Source organism: Acinetobacter sp. 778_lipA (genome assembly GCF_058242985.1).
This window is the reverse complement of the sequence record NZ_JBZAYT010000001.1, coordinates 1,868,536-1,889,413: the sequence shown is the minus strand read 5'-3', so window position 1 is coordinate 1,889,413 and position 20,878 is coordinate 1,868,536. Positions and strand designations below refer to the sequence as shown.

Below are 20,878 nucleotides of genomic sequence, written 5' to 3'. Positions count from 1 at the left end.
ACATTATTGTTCTGGTAAACAGATATTTAAAATTCCATCTAACTCATCAAGCGAGTTATAACTGATGACCAGCTTGCCTTTACCCTGTTTGTTATAGTCTAATTTTACACTTGCACTAAAACGTTCTGACAATTTTTGGGTCAGTTGCTGTACATCAGGCGCAAGTGGATCTTTAGATTTTTCCTGCTTTGGCGTATTCCAATCACGCACCAACTGTTCGGTTTGACGTACAGACAAACTCTTATCAATCACAATTTTTGCAATTTGCAATTGATCTTTAGCTTTTAGGGTCAATATCGCACGAGCGTGCCCCATGTCTAATAAACCTTGTTGCATTAAATCTTTGATTTCATCTTCTAGGCTTAATAAACGCAATAAATTACTCACGGTAGTCCGTGCTTTACCTACAGTATCTGCAATTTCTTGATGACTCAAACCGAATTCTTCATGAAAGCGTTGTAATGCCAGTGCTTGATCAACAGGGTTTAAATCTTGGCGTTGAATATTCTCAATCAATGCCAGGGCAATCGCAACTTGATCGGTCAAATCACGTACAATTGCAGGAATTTCTGTCAAACCCGCCAATTGTGCCGCACGCCAACGACGTTCACCAGCTATAATTTCATATGGAGTTTCGTCATTTTCAATAGGACGAATTACAATCGGCTGCATTACACCATGTTTTTTAATTGATGCTGCAAGTTCTTGCAAATCTTGCTCACCAATAAAACGACGGGGTTGATAAGCGCCACGTTTTAATTGGGTTACATCCATCTGTTTTAATTGGCCATGATCCAATGCTTGAACTTCAAGTTGTAATTTTTCTTTTTGGATTGAACCTAATAACGCATCTAAGCCACGACCCTTTGCCAACCCTCTTTTTTTCACGGTCATGCTTTATTTCCTTTTTTCACTTTACTCTTTTTCAACATTTCAGCTGCTAAATTTAAATATGCAATTGCACCTTTAGAGCTTTTCTCAAAATAAATAATCGGCAATCCATGTGCTGGCGCTTCGGCCAACCTCACATTACGCGGAATCACTGTATCATAAAGTTTCTTACCAAAATACTGTTCTAATTCGGCAGAAACATCACGGGTGAGAGCATTACGCGCATCATACATCGTGCGAAGTACCCCAATAATTTCCAACTCAGGGTTTAAAGCTTGTTGAATTTTATCAATAGTCTGCGTCAGATCTGCCAATCCTTCTAATGCATAGTACTCACATTGCATTGGAATAATCACTGCATCCACTGCTGCTAAAGCATTGACCGTAATTAAACTCAAACTTGGCGCACAATCAACAATAATATAATCAAAGTCTTTTTCAATTTGCTGTAAAGCGTTACGCAAAATAAACTCACGTCCATCTTGCTCTGCAATTGCTAACTCAACACCTGCCAAATCACGATTTGAACCAAGCACTTTATAACCAACTTCGGCTTTACTAATTGCAGTTTCAATCGGTACTTCACCCAGAAGTACATCGGTGACAGAATACAACAAATCATTTTTTTGAATACCCGACCCCATTGTAGCATTACCCTGAGAGTCCATATCCACCAATAAAACACGCTTTTTCAACACTGCCAAAGAGGCAGCCAAATTCACGGCTGTCGTGGTTTTACCTACGCCACCTTTCTGGTTTGCGATAGCAATAATTTGAGCCATGGTAACCCCAACCCTTAGTCTGTTTTAAATCTGTTTTAATAAAAGTAAATGACGTTGTTCGTCCAACCGAGGTACATGCAATTCAATAATGTCACAACTCCACTTATCTTTTAAAGCATCAACTTCTTCAATGGGAATCAAACCTTTCATTGACGCAATGATACTGCCTTCATGCATATAAGGTTTTGAAGCTGTCACAAAATCTGTCAATGAAGCAAATGCACGACTGGTGATCACATCAAATTGCCCTAGATCATGGATACTATCTTCGTTTTCTACACGTGTCTGAACTGCGACAACATTTTTTAGTTTTAAATCTGCAATAAATTGTTTCAGAAAACGAATTTTCTTACCATTTGAATCCAACAAAACACATTGGCGTTCAGGTTGACACAGTGCAATGATCATCCCTGGCATGCCCCCGCCAGTACCGATATCGAGTAAACGACCAGCGGGTATATCATTTAAAATACTTAAGCTATCCAATAAATGCTTAACCAACATTTCTTTTGGATCGCGAATCGCTGTTAAGTTATAAGCTTTGTTCCACAGGACGAGTGCATCTTGATATTGCAACAATAATCCTAATGCTTCATCACTAAGTTTTAAGCCAAGCTTTAGACTGCCTTGCTTTAACTCTTGAAAAAATGGATGCATGATCAAATAACATCTTTAAAAAATTAGCTGAAAGTATACCTATTTCTCGCCCGTGGAACAGTAGTTAACGATGAGTTAATACGCACTTAGGCCTATTTATTCGCACTTAAGTATACTCACCCTGTCTTATTTGCAAATCTAAGGCTGTTAAACGCTCAGGTGTACCAACATCAACCCACGCCGCTTGCATTTTCTCAGCCGAAATTTTACCGTCTAGCATGCCTTGTTTAAGCAAAGGTGCAAGTGGTCTTTTGCCATGCTCCAGCCCATCAAACATTTTTGGATTGATCACAGCGATACCACTGTAAGTTAAATTTTCTCCTTGCTGATTTTGATCAAAGGTATAAGCACGACCATTTGCCAAGGTAAAATCACCTTGTGGATGTTGTTCAGGATTATTGACAAAAACCAAATGCGCAAGATCATCAGCAAGATCCATATTCAATAATGATGTAAAATCAAAAGTGGTCCATACATCGCCATTGACCAGAATAAAAGGCTGATCACCGAGAAGTGCTAAGGCATTGATAATCCCACCTGCGGTTTCCAAGCCCTCATCTTCACGTGTCCAGCGTATAGTTACACCAAATTGTGAGCCATCACCTAACGCACCGATCAGAATATCTGCCAACCATGCAGAGTTAATCACGATTTCAGTTACACCCATTTTTTTTAATTTTTCAATATGCCATACAATTAGTGCTTTGCCGCCCACTTCCAATAAAGGCTTTGGCTTATAGAGGGTCAAAGGTCGCATTCTATTGCCTAGACCAGCTGCTAAAATCATCGCTTTCATGCTGCAACCACCTCATATGCGCCATATTTTTCTTCAAATTTTGGCAAAACCCGTGCACGAATAAAACTCATGAACGGTTGTAATTCTGGGTAAGATTTTGACTCTTCCAATAAATACCACATGACACGAGGCAAGTCCTTGAGATAACCAGATTTACCGTCACGCTCAAACAAACGAACAAAAATACCTAAAATTTTGATATGGCGCTGAATTGCCATGAAGTCAGCATCTTGTTTGAATTGATCAAAATCACGATCTTGCTTCGCAGATTCTGGCAATAAGTCATAAAATACTTTAAACCACTCATACACACGCTCAGGACTCCACTGTACGTAGGCATCACGGGTAATCGAAATCAAGTCATAAGTGTCAGCACCAATCACTGCGTCTTGAAAATCAATCACACCTTGATCTTTCTCAGCTTCAAGAATCATCAGATTACGACTATGGAAATCACGATGTACGATTACTTGAGGTTGTGCCAAAGCAGCATTGGCAAGAATAGCAAAAGTTCGTTTAATTAATCCAAGCTCATCATCTGTTACTTGGATTGCTAATGATGGTAACAACCAATCTGTTAACAATTCCATTTCTGAGATCAGCTTTTCATAGGCATATGCGGGCAAGTGTGATGAATCAGCAAAAATAGATTGCAACTGCACCAACTGTTTAAAACTTTGTGCATAATGTGCATCTACCGTTTGATCATTCAATTGTGTAGATAGCAAGATATCGCCAAAATCTTCAAGCAACAATAAACCTTGATCTAAATCCTTGGCAACAATATGAGGTACACGCACCCCATTTGTGTCAAAGAACTCATCAATCGCAACAAAAGGACGACAATCTTCCTTCTCAGGAGGTGCATCCATAAGCATAAATGTTTTATTATTCAAGGTAATTCGTGCATAACGACGGAAACTCGCATCGCCTGCTAAAAAATTGATTTCAAATTGATCTGAACTGAGTACAGATGTTAACCATGTTTGTATCAATTGTTCACGTTGTGTATTCATTTGCAATTTAATCTAATTCAGGCTGAATTTTTGAAGTGCTAAGTGTAGCTACTTATCGACTTTTTCTCTATGATGCGACAATAATTAATTGCGATTAGCATATTTGGTTAATGAGACAAATGAAGCATCAGTTTAAATTTAATCCTTTAGCGACTGCTATTTTGACACTTCTTTGTGGAAGTTCAGTATCCAGCTATGCTGAATCGACAGACACTGTTTCTGAAGTTAATAATAAGCAACTGAATGCAGCCATCAAAGAAAGCTTTGCAGGGCAAAATTTCTTTGAACAATATTATGTGGACAAAAACTCGCCTGAAGCACAGGTACGTGATTTAAAAAATCCAAGCACGCGTTATTGTGAAGGTGTTTGGGTTACTCCTTTTAGCACCCAAGCTAAATCGACAAACCCAGAAGAAGCATCATCTGTGATTACCGCAGACAATGGTTATTACAATCCCAATGGTGACTCTTTCCTGTCTGGTGATGTGGTCATTGACCAATCTGGACGTATGATCCGTGCTGATGAAGTGACCATTGATAAAACACAAACTTTCGCCAAAGCGAAAGGCAATGTACAAATGGCACAAGGCGGTATCATCGCGCAAAGTGATCAAATCGATTACAATCTGAAAGATGAAACTGGTCAGTTAAATAATAGTTTCTATATTGCAGAATTGACCCACGCACATGGTCATGCAGAAAAAATAGAAAGAACTTCACCAACCAATATCGTTCTTGAAAATGCCACCTACACCACCTGCCCACCCGATGAAAAACCCACTTGGAAAATTCAGGCCAATAAAATTGAATTGGATCAAGATACGGGGCGTGGTGTAACGCGTGGCACCAAACTCTATGTTAAGGATGTGCCTGTACTCGCAGTTCCATATTTCAACTTCCCAATCGATGACCGCCGTACTACAGGGATTTTAAATCCTAGTTTCGGTTTTACTAATGATGGTGGCTTTGAACTCGCAGTTCCCGTTTATTTAAATTTGGCGCCCAACTATGATGCCACCATTACACCACGGCTGATAACTGATCGTGGTCTTATGGCTCAAGGTGAGTTTCGTTATTTAACTGAGAACTTTGGTGCTGGTAGCGTTTGGGGAAGTTATTTACCTTCTGACCGTGATTATAATGATGAAGATCGTAAAGACCTACATTTCCTACACAAGTGGGATATCACCAAACAATGGTCAACCAATTTAGAATACAATTATGTTTCTGATAAAGATTTTTTCTCGGATCTAGATAACAATCCAAACACACGAACAGAACTTAACCAACGCCGTGCTTGGGAACTCAATTACAATCACGGTATTCCAGGGTTAAAAGCTCAGCTTAAAGTTGAAGACTTCCAAACACTCGATAAAACCATCAAAGATGTTGATAAGCCATATGCCCGCCTACCGCAGTTTTTGCTCAATTATGTAGCTGGAAATCCACAAGGTTTGGAATACGAGTTTAATAACGACACTGCTTATTTCCAAAAAGACATCAATGATGCCGATTATAATAACCAGCCAAGTGGTACACGTTTATATAACCAATTTGCAACACGTTATAATTTCCGTAATCCATGGTCTTTTGTAATTCCAGAAGTTTCTGTACGTAGTTTAAATACCTTTTATGATCAAACTACTGTAGATCAACTTAACTTAAATAACCAAAGCCAAGATAGCAAAAATAAATCTGTTGTTGTTCCTCAATTTACCTTGGATACAGGTTTAACTTTCGAAAAGGACGGAAAATTCCTCCAGACCATTACACCTCGCGCTTTCTACGCCTATGCACCATATAAAAATCAAACAGGTTATCCAAACTTTGATTCAACAACAGCTTCTATTAGCTACGATCAATTGTTTAGCCCGTACCGTTTCTATGGACACGACCGCTTAGAAGACAATAACTTTTTATCGCTTGGTTTAAGCTATAGCTTGTTTGATACAGTGGGCTTAGAGCGTTTAAGAGCAAGTATCGGTCAAAGTTATTATTTTGATGATCGAAAAGTTACCTTACTCAACAATACAGATGATTTAGACAGAGAAAAACATACTGGTCCTGTGCTGAGCCTTTCTAGCCAACTTTCACAAAACTTCACACTGAGTACCAATTCAGCATGGATGTCAAATGGTGATAGCGCTCAACATGACTTCCAATTGTATTATACAGGGCAACGCGGAAACCTTTATAATGTTGGTTATTTTTATCGTAATAACCTCCCTGACCGTCAACGTGCATATGATCAAGCAGTTGCATCATTTATACAGCCTGTAAAAGACAACTGGCGTATTATGGGACATGTTCAATATGACCTTGACAACCATGTCGCACGCGAATATTTATTGGGTGTGAATTATGAATCTTGTTGTTGGGGAATTTCCGTCTATGGTCGCTCGTATTTTAATGATCTAGATGATGTTTCTCTTCCTGATACAAAGCCAAAACGCGCAGTGATGGCTGAGATCACACTAAAAGGACTTGGTGGTTTGAACAACAAGTTAAGTTCATTACTTGAAAATCGTATTTTAGGTTTTGATAAAGCTAATCAATCTTGGACACATTAATGAAGACGCAAAAATTTAAAAAATTATTTAAAGCATCAACCTTAGCTTTACTCATCTCCACCGCGGTATCAGTTTATGCTGCTCCGCAGGACCAAATCATAGCAATTGTTGGTTCTACAGCAATTTTAAAAAGTGATTTAGACCAAGGTGTTGCTGAAGCGACACATCGACTTCAGGCACAAAAGAAAGAAATCCCACCACAAAACATTCTGCAACAGCAAGTACTGAGTCAGCTCATCACCCATGATGCACAGCTTGAACAAGTGAAGAAGTATGGCTTAAAAGCAGATGAAAAAAGCTTAAATGAAGCCGTATTGAAAGTTGCCCAACAATCTGGTGCAAATTCTTTAGAAGCTTTTCAAAAAAAATTAGATGCTGTTGCGCCTGGTACTTATGAATTACTGCGTAACCGTGTTGCGGAAGATTTACTCATTCAACGATTGAGTCAACAACAAGTAATGTCTCGTATCAAGATCACTGACCTTGATGTTGAAAACTTCTTAAAATCACCTGAAGGTCAAGCTGCTGTTGGTAGTCAAGTTCATGTACTACATATGCGTATTTCAGGAGAAGCGCCAGCAAGCGAGTTAGAAAGTATTGCAAAAGCAGTCCGTACTGACTTAAAAGATAGCAATGACGTAAAAAGCTTAGAAAAGAAATTTACTACAGCACAAATCAAAGTCGATGGCGCTGATATGGGCTTTCGTCCGCTTTCAGACATTCCAACAGATCTTGCTGCACGTGTGACTACCCTTGAACCAGGTCAAACCACTGACTTAATTCCAGCAAAAGACGGGGTTCATGTTTTAAAATTATTAGAAAAAAAATCGAATGAACAAAAAGCATTGGTTTCACAGTTTAATACTCGTCATATTCTGATTAAAACATCAGAAGTTGTTAGCCCTGAAAATGCAAAGCAAACCATTGACAGTATTTATAATCGCTTAAAAGCGGGTGATGATTTTGCTACGCTTGCTTCAACTTATTCAAATGATCCAGGTTCTGCTCGTGATGGCGGAAGTCTTGGCTGGGTAAGCCCTGGCATGATGGTTCCTGAATTTGATAAACTCATGCAGAGCTCGCCAGTCAATGAAATTAGCAAACCATTTCAAACTCAATTTGGCTGGCATATTCTTCAAGTCACAGGTACACGTCAACAAGATATGACTTCAGAATACCAAAAGCGTATGGCACGCCAAATTTTAGGCGAACGTCAATTCGAATCAGAATATGACGGCTGGCTACGAGAGTTACGTGCAAATACTTACATTGAAATCAAAGATCCCAGCTTAGATCCAAAGAAAAGTGAAAGTTAAGCCTGCGCTTAGTCTTTAAATTAAAAAGCCAGTGTTCTACACTGGCTTTTTAATTTAAAAATCTTGGTTTATCTTATTATTTCATAAATGGCTTGCATTGTAGGTTAAAATTGAGCAGATGAAGCATGAAGCAAAGAGAATAGCGAGGCTATCTTCAGGTTTCATAACGTAAACCCAAGAAAATTTTAAACACAACCCCAAGCAAGAACAATGCGTGGCTTTGTTTGCAGCGCAAGGACCAACGTTTTTACCATTACGTCTATACTCAGCGAAATGACGTTTACATCATTCAGAATGACTAAATTTCGTATCATCTAAAAACGGTGTAGGTGCAAACATAGATAAATTTCAACATAGTCTCATATTAAGAGAAGCCAATAAAAAAGAGACGCCAATTTGGCATCTCTTTTACAATCGTTCTTGTTAAATCAAGAAATTAACGATTGTTTTCATCTTCTTGTGAATCTTCAAATTTTGTTTCGCCGCCAAAGTCAGTACCTTGACCGCCGAAGCCACCTTGACCACCGAAGCCACCTTGACCACCGAAGCCACCTTGACCACCGAAGCCACCTTGGCTACCGAAACCACCTTGACCACCGAAACCGCCTTGTTGACCACCAAAGCCGCCTTGTTGACCACCAAAGCCACCTTGACCACCAAAGCCACCAGCTTGACCGCCGAAGCCACCAGCTTGACCACCAAAGCCACCAGCAGCGCCTTGAGCACCAGCAGGAGCACCAGCAGGACGTGGATTACGTGCAGGTACAACAGTTGAAATAGCATGCTTATAAACCATTTGGCTTACTGTGTTTTTCAACAAAACAACATACTGGTCAAAAGATTCAATATGACCTTGTAATTTAATACCGTTTACAAGAAAAATAGAAACAGGAATACGTTCTTTACGGAGAGAATTTAAGAACGGATCTTGTAAAGTTTGACCTTTAGACATTTTATACTCCAAAAAAAATTAAAATCAGCGCAAAAACTACCTTTATTTTTCAATTAAAATTTATAAAAAAGGTAGTTGTTAAATTTTGCTTTATCCGTATAAGTTTCGCAAGTCTTCTTGTGCTTGGTTTATCGTAAAAAAAGTTTGAAAAGAGTGTGTTTCTTGCAAAGATCGTAACCAAGTGTATTGACGTTTTGCTAATTGTCGTGTTGCAAAAAGTGCTTTATCCTTCATTTGGCGCTCACTTTCTTGACTCAAATCACTGTTTTTTAAAAAATCTATCGCTTGTCTATATCCAACTGAGCGTGAAGAAGGTAAATTTTCTTCAAGATCGTATTTTTTCATAAGATTTTCAACCTCATTTAAAAATCCGATTTCCCACATTTTTTCCAAGCGTAACTCAATTCGCTTGTGCAGCTCAAGACGATCAGGCAATAAAGCATAATTATGAAAATGATAACGGTAAGGTTGATTCTTCGGTTGTTCTGCCTGTAGTTGAGTAATAGGACGACCAGTAATTTTATACACTTCTAAAGCACGAATGATTCGTTGCTTATCACTGACTTTAAATTTTTCACCTGCCAACACATCAACAGATTTTAATTCATCATACACCGATTGCCAGCCTTCCGTTTCACCTTTTAACTCAATCGCAGCACGAATCGCATAATCAGCACTCGGTAAATTTGTAGAGAGCCCCTCAAGCAACGCTTTAAAATATAGCATTGTACCGCCAACTAAAATAGGTGTTTTACCGCTTGCATGGATACCATCAATCAGTCGACAAGCATCCTCGACAAATTCAGCAGCAGAATAAACCTCAAGAGGCGTAATAATATCAATCAAATGATGCGGATAACACTCCTGCTCCGCTTTGGTTGGCTTTGCAGTACCAATATCCATATCTTTATAGACCAAGGCAGAATCTACAGAAATAAGCTCATAATTCCCATGATCATACAGTTCACATGCCAAAGCAGTTTTACCGCTTGCGGTTGGTCCCATTAAATTGATGACGGGCAATTGATTTGACATGTACAACTACTCTCCTCGAGCAAATAATTTATCTAATTGGGGTAATGGAAATGCACGCCAAGTTGGTCGACCATGATTACACTGACTTGCAAATTCTGTATGTTCCATTTGTCGCAGCAAAGCATTCATTTCTGAAAGACTTAGCATTCGATGTGCGCGCACTGCGCCATGGCATGCCATTCCTGCTAAAATTTGATCACGCTTCTGTTGTAGTGCTTGAGCTTCATCATTTGGATCTAAATCATTGAGTAATTCAGGTACCAAGGATTCAAAATCTGCTTTATGTAAAATCGCAGGCACACCACGTACAATCACTTGATCATCACCATATTGATCAATTTCTAGACCTAAGCGTTCCAACTGTGGTTTTAAATCATCAACACGGGTTGCCTGCATACGTGTAATTGAAATAATTTTAGGAATAAGCAACTGCTGTGAGGTCCAAAATTCTGGTTTATCCCATGCAGATTTCATTTGTTGTAACAAAATACGTTCATGCGCTGCATGCATATCGACAATAATCAGTCCTTCCGTATTCTGTGCAAGAATATAAATTCCATGTAATTGCGCTATTGCAATTCCCAACGGATATTCATCAACCTGATGGACCTGTTTATTTTGGATTTCTTGTACAGATCGCTCATAGGACGCTTGATCTGTTAATTCTTGATCAGCATCCCCAGACTCACGTAAAGGGGCTAAATAGCTTTTCAAGGCGTTATTGAGTTGTTGAGTGCCACGATACTGCTGTTGTGGTTCATAGTGGGAATAATTGACTGTTTGGGCATGTCCATCACTAAAATCTGTTAGACCACTATGCTGTATAGACCCATCTGAATTGCTTCGGTTATTTTGATCAACCACATGTTGCTCAGCGGTTGCATTTCGATGTAAATAAAACTGTTCTTGATAACGTGGCTGAGCTGGTAATAATTGATCTGCTATTGATCCATCCTGCTTCATTGCAGAAGATAAATCCGCAGTTGCAGTTTGAAATTGAGATAAGGTGTCTTTAGCAAAATGTCGTACAAACTCATGCACTTCACGTTGATTAAGGAAGCGAATTTCATGCTTGGTTGGATGCACATTCACATCAATATTTTCAGGATCTACTTCTAAAAATAGCAAATAGGCAGCATGTTGATGCCCATGCAAAATACCATCATAAGCCATCCGTAAAGCATGCGAAATGGTTTTATCTTTGACGATACGACCATTTACATACACATACTGTAAATCTGCTTGTGCGCGCGCATCTGAAGGATGACCTAACCACCCTGATAAACGCATACTAATACTATCTGCATCAATCCAATACGCATTTTCAGTGAATTGACGACCTAATAATTGCTGTACTCGTTGAAATCTCAATTCACCACTGTCGGCAATCGGCAAATTGAGACGAATATTATCATTATGTTCTAAAACAAAACGTATATCGAAATGCGTGAGAGCCATTCGACGCACGATCTCTTCAATATGACCAAACTCAGTACCTGGTTTCTTTAAGAATTTACGCCGTGCCGGCACATTAAAAAATAAATCCTGAATACGAATATGTGTACCCTGTTGGGTAGCTACAGCCTGAATATCTTGATGATCGAATGCTGTACCATTGACTTCCAGTTGATAACCGACACCTGAATCATCCTGACTACTGGTTAATGTTAAACGCGAAACAGCGGCAATAGATGCAAGCGCCTCACCACGAAAGCCCAAACTCATAATTGCTTGTAAATCTTCAGCAGATTGAATTTTACTGGTTGCATGTCGAGTAACTGATAGCGCTAAATCTTCAGCATGAATACCTCGACCATTGTCAATAATTTCAATCAGGGTACTTCCACCATTTGCTACGCGTATAATCAGCTCTGTCGCATCTGCATCTATCGAATTTTCAAGTAACTCTTTCACTACAGATGATGGGCGTTCAATCACCTCACCTGCAGCAATTTGGTTGGCAAGGGCTGGATCTAAACTTTGGATACGTCTTAAACTGATATCTTCGCGTTGCATTCAATTAACCTAAAAATTTAAATAAATTAAAATATATGATGGGCTTAAAATGCTGAAAACATTGATCAAGTCAACGCTTCAATCAATTCAGCAGAAATACTTTCAATTACCACTTCACGAGCAGCTTCATCTTCTGTTTTTAAAATAGTAATCACATGATCTGCTTGTGGGATCTCATCACCGCCCTTAGAAGGCCATTCAAATAAGAATAAAGCATTCTCGACCTCTAAATAATCACGAATACCCATCAATTCAAGCTCATAAGGATCATTTAAACGGTATAAGTCAAAATGAAAGACATCTTTCACATTGATCTTGTAAGGTTCTACCAATGTATATGTGGGACTTTTCACCGCACCTTGATGCCCTAAACTTTGTAACCAATAACGTGTGAGTGTGGTTTTTCCCGCACCTAAGTCACCGATTAAATAAATTACGCCTTTTGCAATATGTTGAGCGAGCTTTTGTGCCAACATTTGGGTGTCTTGTTCATTGCTCAGAGTTAATTTATATGAATATTGCATAACGCTCACGATATGATTCAAACTAGACAATATGATAGCATTGCGTGACTTTAAAACCTATGTTGCATTGTTTAGAAATCATGTTTTGATACTTTCCAACACGCTTAGACAACTCACTTTAAACTTATCTGCATAAAAAATACGCTTATGAAACCCGTCACCCTTGTTTCAGAATATCAACCGCCAATGAGAGATGGTGTAACAGCTTCAAAAGTTTATCTCCCTAAATTAGAAAATTTGCCTACAAATTTATTCAGTTATTTATGTAACCATTTTCCGCATATTTCAACCAATGAATGGCAACAACGTTTTGAAGATCAACTCATCTTGGATATGCATGGTCAAGTATTAACAATAGATCATCCCTATCTAGCGAATACTCATCTTTACTATTATCGATTTCTAACGCATGAGATTTATGTGCCTTTTCAAGAAAGTATATTATTTGAAAATGAGGACTTCATTGCCGTAGATAAACCTCATTTTTTGACCATCAGTCCCTCAGGCCAATATATTCAAGAAACATTATTAGTCCGTTTAAAAAAAACGATAAATAATCCTGACTTAACCCCCATCCATCGTTTAGATCGTGAAACTGCTGGCATTGTATTGTTTTCTAAATGCCCACAAACACGTGGTCTATATCAACAAATGTTTGCACAACGGCAAGTCAATAAAACCTATCAAGCAATTGCAAAATTTGATTCTGAGTTAAGCTTTCCACGTTCTGTAGATTTAAGAATGGAAAAGGGCGAACTTTTTTACACCATGAAAGTTGTTGATGGAAAATCAAACTCATATACCGAAATTGATCTCATTGAACATAATCAAATTTGGGCAAAATACTTACTTAAGCCATCAACGGGTAAACAGCATCAATTACGGGTACATTTAAATTGGTTAAATATTCCAATTAAAAATGACCCCTTTTATCCGCGGGTTCAACATAAAGATGCTGCTGATTTTTCACAACCTTTGCAGCTTTTAGCCAAAAAAATTCAGTTTCTTGACCCGATTAGACAAGTAGAATATTGCTTCTGTTCTAACTATGAATTGACACTGTAATTTTGACGTAATGACAAATATATCACTTTTTGGCGATTAAGCATTGAAATTCCGAAAGCTTTGATTAAAATAAGCATTCAAACTCTAATTTTGTTTGGTCACTATTCATGAGAAAAACCGAAGTCTATCAAGTACGTCTTGATTCACAAGAAAAAAAACTAGCATTTGCTGTTTTTAAACAATTGGGGATTACGCCTGCACAAGCAGTTCGACTGTTTTTTAAACAAGTTGTCATCACAAAATCCATCCCTTTCGCTATAGAAAATCAAAATATCAATATGGATCAGTTACTCAAGCTGAGAAAACTTAAGCAAGACCAACAAAACGGGCAACTCAATTCATCTGTTGATTTAAATGATGACGATGAAGATCTATTTGCAGAGTTAAATGCCATCTTGGGTGAAAGTGACAAAAAATAACACTGTCGCATTTTTAAACAAATAATTAAGTTTACTTTTCTATTTTTTGGTTATGCTCTTTTGCAAAGATAAAAATCATTGCAAGGAGTAATAAATGATCGTTAGACGAGCGACCAAAGAAGATTTAAATCAACTTGCTACTTTATTTGATGAATATCGCCAATTTTACGGCGCATCTTCCAATATCCAACAGTCCTTTAATTTTTTAAAACAACGTTTTGAAAATAAAGAAAGTGTAATCTTCATCCATGTCAAAGATGATGTTTTTACAGGCTTTGTGTTGTTATACCAAGGCTTTTCATCTGTTTCTTGTTCAAAGTACTATATTTTAGATGATGTTTATGTAACACCTGTTTTTCGTCGACAAGGTTCTGCCAAGCAACTGATTGATACTGCAATTCTTTTTGCACGTCATGAAGATGCGCAACGAATCAGTTTAGAAACCCAGAAAAACAATTACCATTCACATCAGCTCTATGAGCAAATGGGTTTTGTTAAAGACAATGAATTCCAGACATTTCATTGTTTTCTTAAGTAATTTGTACTATACAATTTTTAATCAATTCAATACAGGTTTCAACATCTTTGCGAATTTAAGTACATTGGGTATCGTGTCCTGTGAAATAGGAAAGACCACAGCACAGGATTTTTTACTATCCAATACTGTACTTTCATGTCCTAAATAACACTTTAATTTGAGCAATTTTATCAAATTCTTTTTGATTCACTTTAACCACAACTTTACGAAAAGAATGTTCTAACCAATTTTTATAACTTTCGGCATCAGCATCTTGAACAAAGTGTAAATGCGCAGCCAAAACTGCATGCGCAACAAGAGTTGGAACCATAAAGTCTGGCATTTTATCTAAAACAGCAATAAAGAGCTTTAAAGCCATGATCAAATCACTATTTGTTCATTTTGACTATTTCTAGCAGCATTCACCTGATCTTCTGTCAAATAAACCCACTCGCCTTCAACCAATTCTTTAAGTGCTAATTGTCCGACTTGTGCACGATGCAAGCTTTCAACCCTATTACCCACTGCAGCTAACATCCGTTTGACTTGATGATAAACCCCTTGGTGTACAGTCATTTGTAATGCATATTCAGCCAAGCGCTGTACATCTGTTGCTGCAAATGTACCTTTTTCATTGCGTAATTCTACACCCTGTTCAAGTTGTTGAATCTGATCATCTGTAATTGGATCTGCTGTTTGTATTTGATAAACTTTAGCCACGTGCTTTTTAGGATGAGTCAATGCTTGCAAAAACTGCCCATCATCCGTGAGTAGCAATAGACCCGTCGTGTCCTGATCTAAACGACCAACAGTTTGTAAACCACGGTTCATAAGTACATCATCGAATAAATCAAAAACACTAAAATGGTGTGTTGATTGATGGGAACATTCGTAATCCTGTGGTTTATTTAAGGCAATATAGACTTTTTCACGGTATTTAAATGTTTCGGTATAGACTGAAAATACTAGATTTTGGGTATCAAGCTTAAATTTAGGGTCTGTAACGACCTCGTTTTGGATTTGAATTGCACCATTTTTGATGAGTTGTTGGCAATGCTTACGTGAACCAAAGCCTTGTGATTGCAACATTTTTTCCAAGAACATAAATCAATACCTTAAAAATTCACGATACATTTTAAAGTATCGTGAATTGAAACCCAAACAACATTCAGGCTTTTTTAGCCTTATTGATTAATCAATATATGCTTTTATCAAGTATTAAAGATAAATGACTTATGTACAGCAACACCCGCCAGTGCTCCATCTGCAACTGAGAAAGCAACTGAACCACCTGAACGGGTGATATCACCACAAGCATATATCCCTTTAAGATTGGTTTCTTTCATGGCTGTGGTTTGAATGGCTTCGCTATATTCATTTACATCAAGCGCTACACCCAGTTTTTTGATCCAAGGGGCATTCATGCGCATAAAAGTGGAAATGAATAATCCATCTAATTGAACCTGCTCACCATCTTCCAAGACTAAATCACAATGATTGTGTATTTTAAGAATTTTGCGGGTATCCAATTTCACATTTCTTTGTTTAAGCTGTTTAAGTATGACGGGATCTAATTCAGCTTGTGAAATTGCATCATTTAAAAATAAAGTGGTATTGCCCCAGTCGGGTAACATCAGTGCCATATGGATCGAATGTAAACCTGAACATAACACTCCAAGTGTCCCCAGATTTAACTCATAGCCATCACAGTATGGACAATGAAAAATACTTTTCCCCCACCGTTCTGCTAAACCATCGATTTTAGGTAAATCATCGTTAACGCCTGTAGCAATAATTATTTTTTTGACTTGAATGGTTGTACCCGTGTCATCGGCTTGGTCTATTTGAATCTCATATTGCTGCCCGACAGCTCTCACATCGGTGACTGATGCGTTAATACATGACAAAGTTTGGTATTTGTCTAACTGTAATTTTGCATCACGAATAATTGCTGCTGGCGTATTGCCATCTTGGGTTAAGAAATTATGCGAATGTTCAGCAAAACGATTACGATGCATGCCTGCATCAATCATTAACACTTTTTTTCTAGCACGAAGCAATGGTAATGCTGCTGATAAACCTGCATAACTCCCACCAATAATTACGACGTCATAGTTCATTTCCCACACCAATAGGTAACTTTTAAAGTTACTATATTCAGTTATTTTTATAATTGCAACTTTTAATGTTACAATTAAAAAAAGAGCGTTGACTTAAAAACTATGCGTAAAGACAGTAAGCTTTCTCGAATGTTGCATGTGCTATTACATATGGCACGTGAAAAAAAACCGTTCACCTCTGAACAAATTTCAATCATGTTAGACACCAATCCTGTCGTAGTGCGTCGTACCATGTCTGGTTTAAAAAAAGCAGGCTTTGTTCATGCAGACAAAGGCCCTGGTGGTGGCTGGACTTTAGTGCAAACCTTAGAACAAATATCATTATTTGATATTTATCAGGCTGTTGGAGAACCTACTATTTTTGCGATTGGCAATGAACAAGAAACACCCAACTGTCTGGTTGAATTGGTGGTAAATAAGGCTTTAAACCAAGCCATGCAAGAGGCACAAAACATTTTAATACAACAGCTTAAATCAACAAATCTGTCTAAACTAGCACAAGACTTTGAGTATGAATGGAATTTATTGGGTGCTGAAACTCAAAAATTTATTGTCCATTAAATCCGCATTCAGCTGAATTTAAATGTAACTCATCGCCTGACAAGACAAATTCACATGCTGCTTTTCAGTATAATGGGGCGATATATTAATTTTTAATGATGAATATTGATGAGTTTTTCTAGTCTAGACCTAAATTTAATTGTGCTTCTTGTTTTATTGGTCTGCGGCATTTTCAGTCACAATACTGCGGTCACCATTGCAGCTGGGATTTTGATTGTCTTTAGAATCACACCGTTAAGTGAATTTTTCCCATTATTACAGACCCACGGTTTAGAAGTAGGCGTTATTATTTTAACTATTGGTGTGCTTACTCCAATTGCCAGTGGCAAAATCCCTGGTGATGTCATTTTAAAATCATTTATGCACTGGAAATCATTAACAGCTATTGCGATTGGTTTATTAGTTGCATGGTTAGGTGGCCGTGGAGTTTCCTTAATGACCAGCCAACCCAATGTCGTTGCAGGTTTATTGATTGGAACTGTCGCTGGAGTTGCTCTGCTCAGAGGTGTACCTGTGGGTCCCTTGATTGCTGCAGGAATTCTATCTTTACTGATTGGAAAAACTTAAAGTATTTTAAAATATACTCTCTTAACCCTGATCTGATAGTTTCGAGATTTGCTTAAAACTATCAGGTTAAGTAGAGCTACATTCAACTCATAAAATTGATAAATGCTTATACATAACGATTGGCAGATACTCTCAATGCATATGATCCACATAAATGATATTGAACAAACCTAAACTATACTAAAATTTATTTCAAATTAAAGATTTTAAAACTCAAGTGTTTAGGTTGATGATTTTTCTAGAACGTTTATGTTCATACATTTTAAGGTCTGCAAATTCAATCAACTTATTGAGTTCAATGCCATCTTCAGGAAATAAAGCCAGACCTACACTTGCACCCATAGTCAATTTGACGTTTTCAAATACAAATGGTAATCCACATGCTTCAACAATACGATTCATGACTTTTTTTGCCAACTGTTGATCGCCAAGACTGCTTAAAATCACTGCAAACTCATCGCCCCCCAAACGTGCAACCAAATCATCGTGTCGCGTAGTATTGACAATACGTTTACCAATTTCCTTTAATGCCTCATCACCTAAACGGTGTCCATATTGATCATTGATTGGTTTCAAGCCATCCATATCAATGATCAAAATCCCAAGTAGTTTTTGTGTACGTTTCGCTTTTTCAACACCTTGTCTTAGACAATCAAGAAACAAAGCACGATTGGCAAGTCCTGTTAACTGATCCTGTGTGGCAAGTTTATAGAGTTCTTGGGCACCAAACTTACTAGCATGATACATTGCAGCAGCAATCAGTTCAGACATGAGAGTAAGTAAATTTATATCACTTTCTTTAAAAGCATTTACGCGTTCTGAATAAATTTTTAATACACCAATCGGTTCATCACAATGAATTAGTGGTACAACAGCCATAGAACGCAGCCCAACCCGTCTACATGCTTCACGATCTACACGCGCATCAGTTTCACTATCTTTACAATACAAAGTCGTATTCTGCGCGATACAGAGCCCTGAAAGGCTAGAGCCCATCTTTAATCGTAGGCCTAGAAATTGATTAGCGCCATTTGAAACGGCACGATAAACCATATCACCTTCTTCAGCGAGCTCTACAATTGCACCTTTTGCATGGGTAATCAATTGAACTTGCTCTGCCACTAAAGTCATGACAGCATTGATATCTAAGCCTAATTTTGCAATTGCTGTCTGCGTCTGAATCACTGACAGTAATTGTTTTGAGGTTGGTTGTTTCGTTTTAGACATACATCATCCTAGACGAGGGTGATCCAATTTAAGTATATAAGGTCAAACTCTACATTGATGAAATAAGTATTAGTGCCTACTAGCGCTAGCTTCATTTCAAAGCCTGAATAAGTAAATTATTATCAAGCACAGAGTTTATGACATACATATTATGATGATTCATATTTAAAGTATATTACTGTGTTCATTAAATTTTTGAGTAAAAATTCAATCCATTACATCTTTTAAGCTTTAATTTAACTCAAACATTCAATCACTCATCTAATCATTTTTGAAAGTTTAAAGTCTTAAATAGAAAATCTTAGTCTAAATCAAGATTTACCACCCCAATATAGATCTTATAAAACTGTTTCATATTCAAATGAGTAATGAGTAATGAGTAATGAGTAATGAGTAATGAGTAATGAGTAATGAGTAATGAGTAATGAGTAATGATAAAACTAATTTAAATACGAAAAACAGCCACTTTTATGGCTGTTTTCAAATCCTTAAGTGATCGCATCACTTTTTGTAAAAGAACATTTAAAAAAACTTTGTGATGGTTTGAATGACTATAGCATTCACAATATCAACAAAAAATGCACCTGTTAGAGGGATAATTAAAAAAGCTTTATGCGATGGCCCATAAGTATTCGTCACTGCTTGAATATTGGCAATGGCAGTTGGTGTTGCGCCTAAATTCACCCCACACTGACCTGCACACAATACTGCCGCATCATAGTTTTTACCCATAACACGGAAAGTAACAAAAAACAGATATAAAGCAAGAAAAATAGTCTGAACAATCAGAATAATCACCAAAGGACCTGCTAAATCAGCAAGTAGCCATAATTGTAAAGACATCAAGGCAATAGCTAAAAATAATGCCAGCGACGCATTACCAAACACATCAATACAACGGTCAAACAGTTCAATTTTAAATACATATTCCAACGTATTACGTAAAAATACTCCACATCCCAATGCCCATACAAAGGTCGGTAGCTCAAACCATTGCCCTTTGGCAAAACCTGTCATAAAGTTAGCAAATACAATACACAGTGCAAACATTCCTATGGTTTTAACTGCATCATCAGCGGTGATTAAACGGGTTTTTTCTGGATATTCAAATGGCGCTGTTTCAGCCGATGGGGGAGCTTGCATACGCGTTGCTGATGGCGCAATTTCTTCAGCCAATTGATAGCGACGAATCAGAAACTTTGCAACTGGACCACCCATCATTCCACCAATGACCAGACCAAATGTCGCACTCGCCATTCCTAAGACAACCGCACCTTTGATACCATAATTTTCTTCAAAAATACTGCCCCATGCTCCAGCTGTACCATGTCCACCAGTTAAAGTGACGGATCCTGCAATCAAGCCAATCAAAGGATTTAAATCCAATACAGTTGCCAAACTTATACCAACAGCATTTTGCAATAACACATAAATCACCACGCAAACCATAAAAAGAAGCAGCGATTTCCCTCCTTCTTTTAATTTAACCAGACTTGCACTCAGTCCAACAGAAGTAAAAAACATCAACATAAAACTTTGTTGAATATTGGCATTAAAATTTACGGTTAAATTAAATTGCTTAAACAGTACAAATGTTACAGCAGCAGCAATTAACCCACCTACGACAGGTTCAGGAATATTATATCGCTTCAATATACTGATCTTATTTACAAGAAAATAACCAATAAAAAGAACGGCTACAGCAATTGCAATCGTGCCAAAAATATCAACATTAATGTTCATTGTTAACCATTCAAAACTTTTATGGCGTTATTAATACTTAAATTTACTCAATAATTCATTAAAAAATATGTAAAACTATTATTAGTCTATTCGTTGGTCAAAAT

General features: G+C 37.6%; 21 protein-coding genes. 7 read left to right on the top strand and 14 right to left on the bottom strand.

The features are described 5' to 3' along the window. Positions 1-3: 3 nt before the first annotated feature. The 5 genes from AC4CUY_RS08825 to AC4CUY_RS08805 all read right to left on the bottom strand — a co-directional run bounded on the left by AC4CUY_RS08825 (position 4) and on the right by AC4CUY_RS08805 (position 4,142). Positions 4-894, bottom strand: coding sequence for a ParB/RepB/Spo0J family partition protein (locus AC4CUY_RS08825; protein ID WP_004720851.1), 891 nt, complete (start codon positions 892-894; stop codon positions 4-6). Continuing rightward, complete coding sequence (locus AC4CUY_RS08820; RefSeq protein WP_004720853.1) at positions 891-1,673, bottom strand: ParA family protein; 783 nt, start codon at positions 1,671-1,673, stop codon at positions 891-893. Before AC4CUY_RS08820 ends, AC4CUY_RS08825 begins: the two co-directional genes overlap by 4 nt. Before the next feature lie 24 nt (positions 1,674-1,697). Further along, positions 1,698-2,330, bottom strand: a complete 633-nt coding sequence (gene rsmG, locus AC4CUY_RS08815; protein WP_490773992.1) for a 16S rRNA (guanine(527)-N(7))-methyltransferase RsmG — start codon at positions 2,328-2,330, stop codon at positions 1,698-1,700. A gap of 106 nt (positions 2,331-2,436) precedes the next feature. Continuing rightward, a complete protein-coding gene (gene murU / locus AC4CUY_RS08810) occupies positions 2,437-3,126 on the bottom strand; it encodes an N-acetylmuramate alpha-1-phosphate uridylyltransferase MurU (protein WP_336951443.1) in 690 nt (229 codons plus the stop codon). After that, entirely contained in the window at positions 3,123-4,142 is a 1,020-nt protein-coding gene (locus AC4CUY_RS08805; RefSeq protein WP_336951444.1) for an aminoglycoside phosphotransferase family protein, read from the bottom strand. Before AC4CUY_RS08805 ends, murU begins: the two co-directional genes overlap by 4 nt. A gap of 119 nt (positions 4,143-4,261) precedes the next feature. Here AC4CUY_RS08805 and AC4CUY_RS08800 point away from each other — a divergent pair, with 119 nt between their 5' ends. Both AC4CUY_RS08800 and AC4CUY_RS08795 read left to right on the top strand, forming a co-directional pair. Then, positions 4,262-6,712 carry an LPS-assembly protein LptD gene (locus tag AC4CUY_RS08800; RefSeq protein WP_096734006.1) on the top strand — a complete coding sequence of 817 codons (2,451 nt, stop codon included), beginning with the start codon at positions 4,262-4,264 and terminating at the stop codon, positions 6,710-6,712. Further along, positions 6,712-8,028 (top strand): peptidylprolyl isomerase, encoded by a 1,317-nt coding sequence (locus AC4CUY_RS08795; RefSeq protein ID WP_419359224.1) that lies wholly within the window; start codon positions 6,712-6,714, stop codon positions 8,026-8,028. Before AC4CUY_RS08800 ends, AC4CUY_RS08795 begins: the two co-directional genes overlap by 1 nt. A 436-nt stretch (positions 8,029-8,464) precedes the next feature. Here the strand turns inward: AC4CUY_RS08795 and hfq are convergent, their stop codons facing one another. From hfq to tsaE, 4 genes are all read right to left on the bottom strand, one after another. After that, positions 8,465-8,980: an RNA chaperone Hfq gene (hfq, locus tag AC4CUY_RS08790; RefSeq protein WP_004720864.1), complete on the bottom strand. Its 516-nt coding sequence runs from the start codon at positions 8,978-8,980 to the stop codon at positions 8,465-8,467. Positions 8,981-9,070: 90 nt separating this feature from the next. Further along, positions 9,071-10,015, bottom strand: coding sequence for a tRNA (adenosine(37)-N6)-dimethylallyltransferase MiaA (miaA, locus tag AC4CUY_RS08785; protein WP_336951446.1), 945 nt, complete (start codon positions 10,013-10,015; stop codon positions 9,071-9,073). 6 nt (positions 10,016-10,021) lie between these two features. Beyond that, positions 10,022-12,031: a DNA mismatch repair endonuclease MutL gene (gene mutL, locus AC4CUY_RS08780; protein WP_490773991.1), complete on the bottom strand. Its 2,010-nt coding sequence runs from the start codon at positions 12,029-12,031 to the stop codon at positions 10,022-10,024. A gap of 65 nt (positions 12,032-12,096) precedes the next feature. Further along, positions 12,097-12,555, bottom strand: coding sequence for a tRNA (adenosine(37)-N6)-threonylcarbamoyltransferase complex ATPase subunit type 1 TsaE (gene tsaE / locus AC4CUY_RS08775; protein ID WP_336951448.1), 459 nt, complete (start codon positions 12,553-12,555; stop codon positions 12,097-12,099). Between the two features lie 147 nt (positions 12,556-12,702). On the opposite strand from tsaE, the gene AC4CUY_RS08770 reads away from it, so the two are divergent. From AC4CUY_RS08770 to AC4CUY_RS08760, 3 genes are all read left to right on the top strand, one after another. Continuing rightward, positions 12,703-13,620 (top strand): pseudouridine synthase, encoded by a 918-nt coding sequence (locus AC4CUY_RS08770; RefSeq protein WP_490773990.1) that lies wholly within the window; start codon positions 12,703-12,705, stop codon positions 13,618-13,620. A 107-nt stretch (positions 13,621-13,727) separates the two neighbouring features. Next, on the top strand, positions 13,728-14,039 hold the full coding sequence (locus AC4CUY_RS08765; RefSeq protein WP_419327440.1) for a type II toxin-antitoxin system RelB/DinJ family antitoxin: 312 nt from the start codon (positions 13,728-13,730) through the stop codon (positions 14,037-14,039). 94 nt (positions 14,040-14,133) lie between these two features. Then, positions 14,134-14,577, top strand: coding sequence for a GNAT family N-acetyltransferase (locus AC4CUY_RS08760; protein WP_004821200.1), 444 nt, complete (start codon positions 14,134-14,136; stop codon positions 14,575-14,577). A gap of 133 nt (positions 14,578-14,710) precedes the next feature. Here AC4CUY_RS08760 and AC4CUY_RS08755 read toward each other — a convergent pair whose 3' ends face one another. The 3 genes from AC4CUY_RS08755 to AC4CUY_RS08745 all read right to left on the bottom strand — a co-directional run bounded on the left by AC4CUY_RS08755 (position 14,711) and on the right by AC4CUY_RS08745 (position 16,676). Then, a complete protein-coding gene (locus tag AC4CUY_RS08755) occupies positions 14,711-14,935 on the bottom strand; it encodes a peptidyl-tRNA hydrolase (protein ID WP_483769965.1) in 225 nt (74 codons plus the stop codon). 2 nt (positions 14,936-14,937) lie between these two features. Next, positions 14,938-15,660, bottom strand: a complete 723-nt coding sequence (locus tag AC4CUY_RS08750; RefSeq protein WP_419327439.1) for a pseudouridine synthase — start codon at positions 15,658-15,660, stop codon at positions 14,938-14,940. A gap of 107 nt (positions 15,661-15,767) precedes the next feature. After that, positions 15,768-16,676, bottom strand: coding sequence for an NAD(P)/FAD-dependent oxidoreductase (locus tag AC4CUY_RS08745; protein WP_483769966.1), 909 nt, complete (start codon positions 16,674-16,676; stop codon positions 15,768-15,770). 102 nt (positions 16,677-16,778) lie between these two features. Here AC4CUY_RS08745 and AC4CUY_RS08740 point away from each other — a divergent pair, with 102 nt between their 5' ends. After that, positions 16,779-17,237, top strand: coding sequence for an RrF2 family transcriptional regulator (locus AC4CUY_RS08740; protein ID WP_336951455.1), 459 nt, complete (start codon positions 16,779-16,781; stop codon positions 17,235-17,237). A gap of 108 nt (positions 17,238-17,345) precedes the next feature. Further along, positions 17,346-17,804: a DUF441 domain-containing protein gene (locus AC4CUY_RS08735; protein ID WP_336951457.1), complete on the top strand. Its 459-nt coding sequence runs from the start codon at positions 17,346-17,348 to the stop codon at positions 17,802-17,804. A 213-nt stretch (positions 17,805-18,017) separates the two neighbouring features. On the opposite strand, the gene AC4CUY_RS08730 is transcribed toward AC4CUY_RS08735, so the two are convergent. Both AC4CUY_RS08730 and gltS read right to left on the bottom strand, forming a co-directional pair. Continuing rightward, complete coding sequence (locus AC4CUY_RS08730; protein WP_336951459.1) at positions 18,018-19,031, bottom strand: diguanylate cyclase domain-containing protein; 1,014 nt, start codon at positions 19,029-19,031, stop codon at positions 18,018-18,020. 522 nt (positions 19,032-19,553) lie between these two features. Next, positions 19,554-20,774, bottom strand: coding sequence for a sodium/glutamate symporter (gltS, locus tag AC4CUY_RS08725; protein ID WP_336952995.1), 1,221 nt, complete (start codon positions 20,772-20,774; stop codon positions 19,554-19,556). Between the last annotated feature and the right edge of the window lie 104 nt (positions 20,775-20,878).

Bases quoted from the DNA above. Each gene is read 5' to 3' on its own strand.
- AC4CUY_RS08820 (WP_004720853.1), bottom strand. From the start codon at position 1,673: ATGGCTCAAATTATTGCTATCGCAAACCAGAAAGGTGGCGTAGGTAAA.
- AC4CUY_RS08745 (WP_483769966.1), bottom strand. From the start codon at position 16,676: ATGAACTATGACGTCGTAATTATTGGTGGGAGTTATGCAGGTTTATCA.
- AC4CUY_RS08805 (WP_336951444.1), bottom strand. From the start codon at position 4,142: ATGAATACACAACGTGAACAATTGATACAAACATGGTTAACATCTGTA.
- gltS (WP_336952995.1), bottom strand. From the start codon at position 20,774: ATGAACATTAATGTTGATATTTTTGGCACGATTGCAATTGCTGTAGCC.
- AC4CUY_RS08825 (WP_004720851.1), bottom strand. From the start codon at position 894: ATGACCGTGAAAAAAAGAGGGTTGGCAAAGGGTCGTGGCTTAGATGCG.
- AC4CUY_RS08730 (WP_336951459.1), bottom strand. From the start codon at position 19,031: ATGTCTAAAACGAAACAACCAACCTCAAAACAATTACTGTCAGTGATT.
- AC4CUY_RS08755 (WP_483769965.1), bottom strand. From the start codon at position 14,935: ATGGCTTTAAAGCTCTTTATTGCTGTTTTAGATAAAATGCCAGACTTT.
- AC4CUY_RS08795 (WP_419359224.1), top strand. From the start codon at position 6,712: ATGAAGACGCAAAAATTTAAAAAATTATTTAAAGCATCAACCTTAGCT.
- AC4CUY_RS08740 (WP_336951455.1), top strand. From the start codon at position 16,779: ATGCGTAAAGACAGTAAGCTTTCTCGAATGTTGCATGTGCTATTACAT.
- AC4CUY_RS08735 (WP_336951457.1), top strand. From the start codon at position 17,346: ATGAGTTTTTCTAGTCTAGACCTAAATTTAATTGTGCTTCTTGTTTTA.
- tsaE (WP_336951448.1), bottom strand. From the start codon at position 12,555: ATGCAATATTCATATAAATTAACTCTGAGCAATGAACAAGACACCCAA.
- AC4CUY_RS08800 (WP_096734006.1), top strand. From the start codon at position 4,262: ATGAAGCATCAGTTTAAATTTAATCCTTTAGCGACTGCTATTTTGACA.
- AC4CUY_RS08770 (WP_490773990.1), top strand. From the start codon at position 12,703: ATGAAACCCGTCACCCTTGTTTCAGAATATCAACCGCCAATGAGAGAT.
- mutL (WP_490773991.1), bottom strand. From the start codon at position 12,031: ATGCAACGCGAAGATATCAGTTTAAGACGTATCCAAAGTTTAGATCCA.
- hfq (WP_004720864.1), bottom strand. From the start codon at position 8,980: ATGTCTAAAGGTCAAACTTTACAAGATCCGTTCTTAAATTCTCTCCGT.
- AC4CUY_RS08760 (WP_004821200.1), top strand. From the start codon at position 14,134: ATGATCGTTAGACGAGCGACCAAAGAAGATTTAAATCAACTTGCTACT.
- rsmG (WP_490773992.1), bottom strand. From the start codon at position 2,330: ATGCATCCATTTTTTCAAGAGTTAAAGCAAGGCAGTCTAAAGCTTGGC.
- AC4CUY_RS08765 (WP_419327440.1), top strand. From the start codon at position 13,728: ATGAGAAAAACCGAAGTCTATCAAGTACGTCTTGATTCACAAGAAAAA.
- murU (WP_336951443.1), bottom strand. From the start codon at position 3,126: ATGAAAGCGATGATTTTAGCAGCTGGTCTAGGCAATAGAATGCGACCT.
- AC4CUY_RS08750 (WP_419327439.1), bottom strand. From the start codon at position 15,660: ATGTTCTTGGAAAAAATGTTGCAATCACAAGGCTTTGGTTCACGTAAG.
- miaA (WP_336951446.1), bottom strand. From the start codon at position 10,015: ATGTCAAATCAATTGCCCGTCATCAATTTAATGGGACCAACCGCAAGC.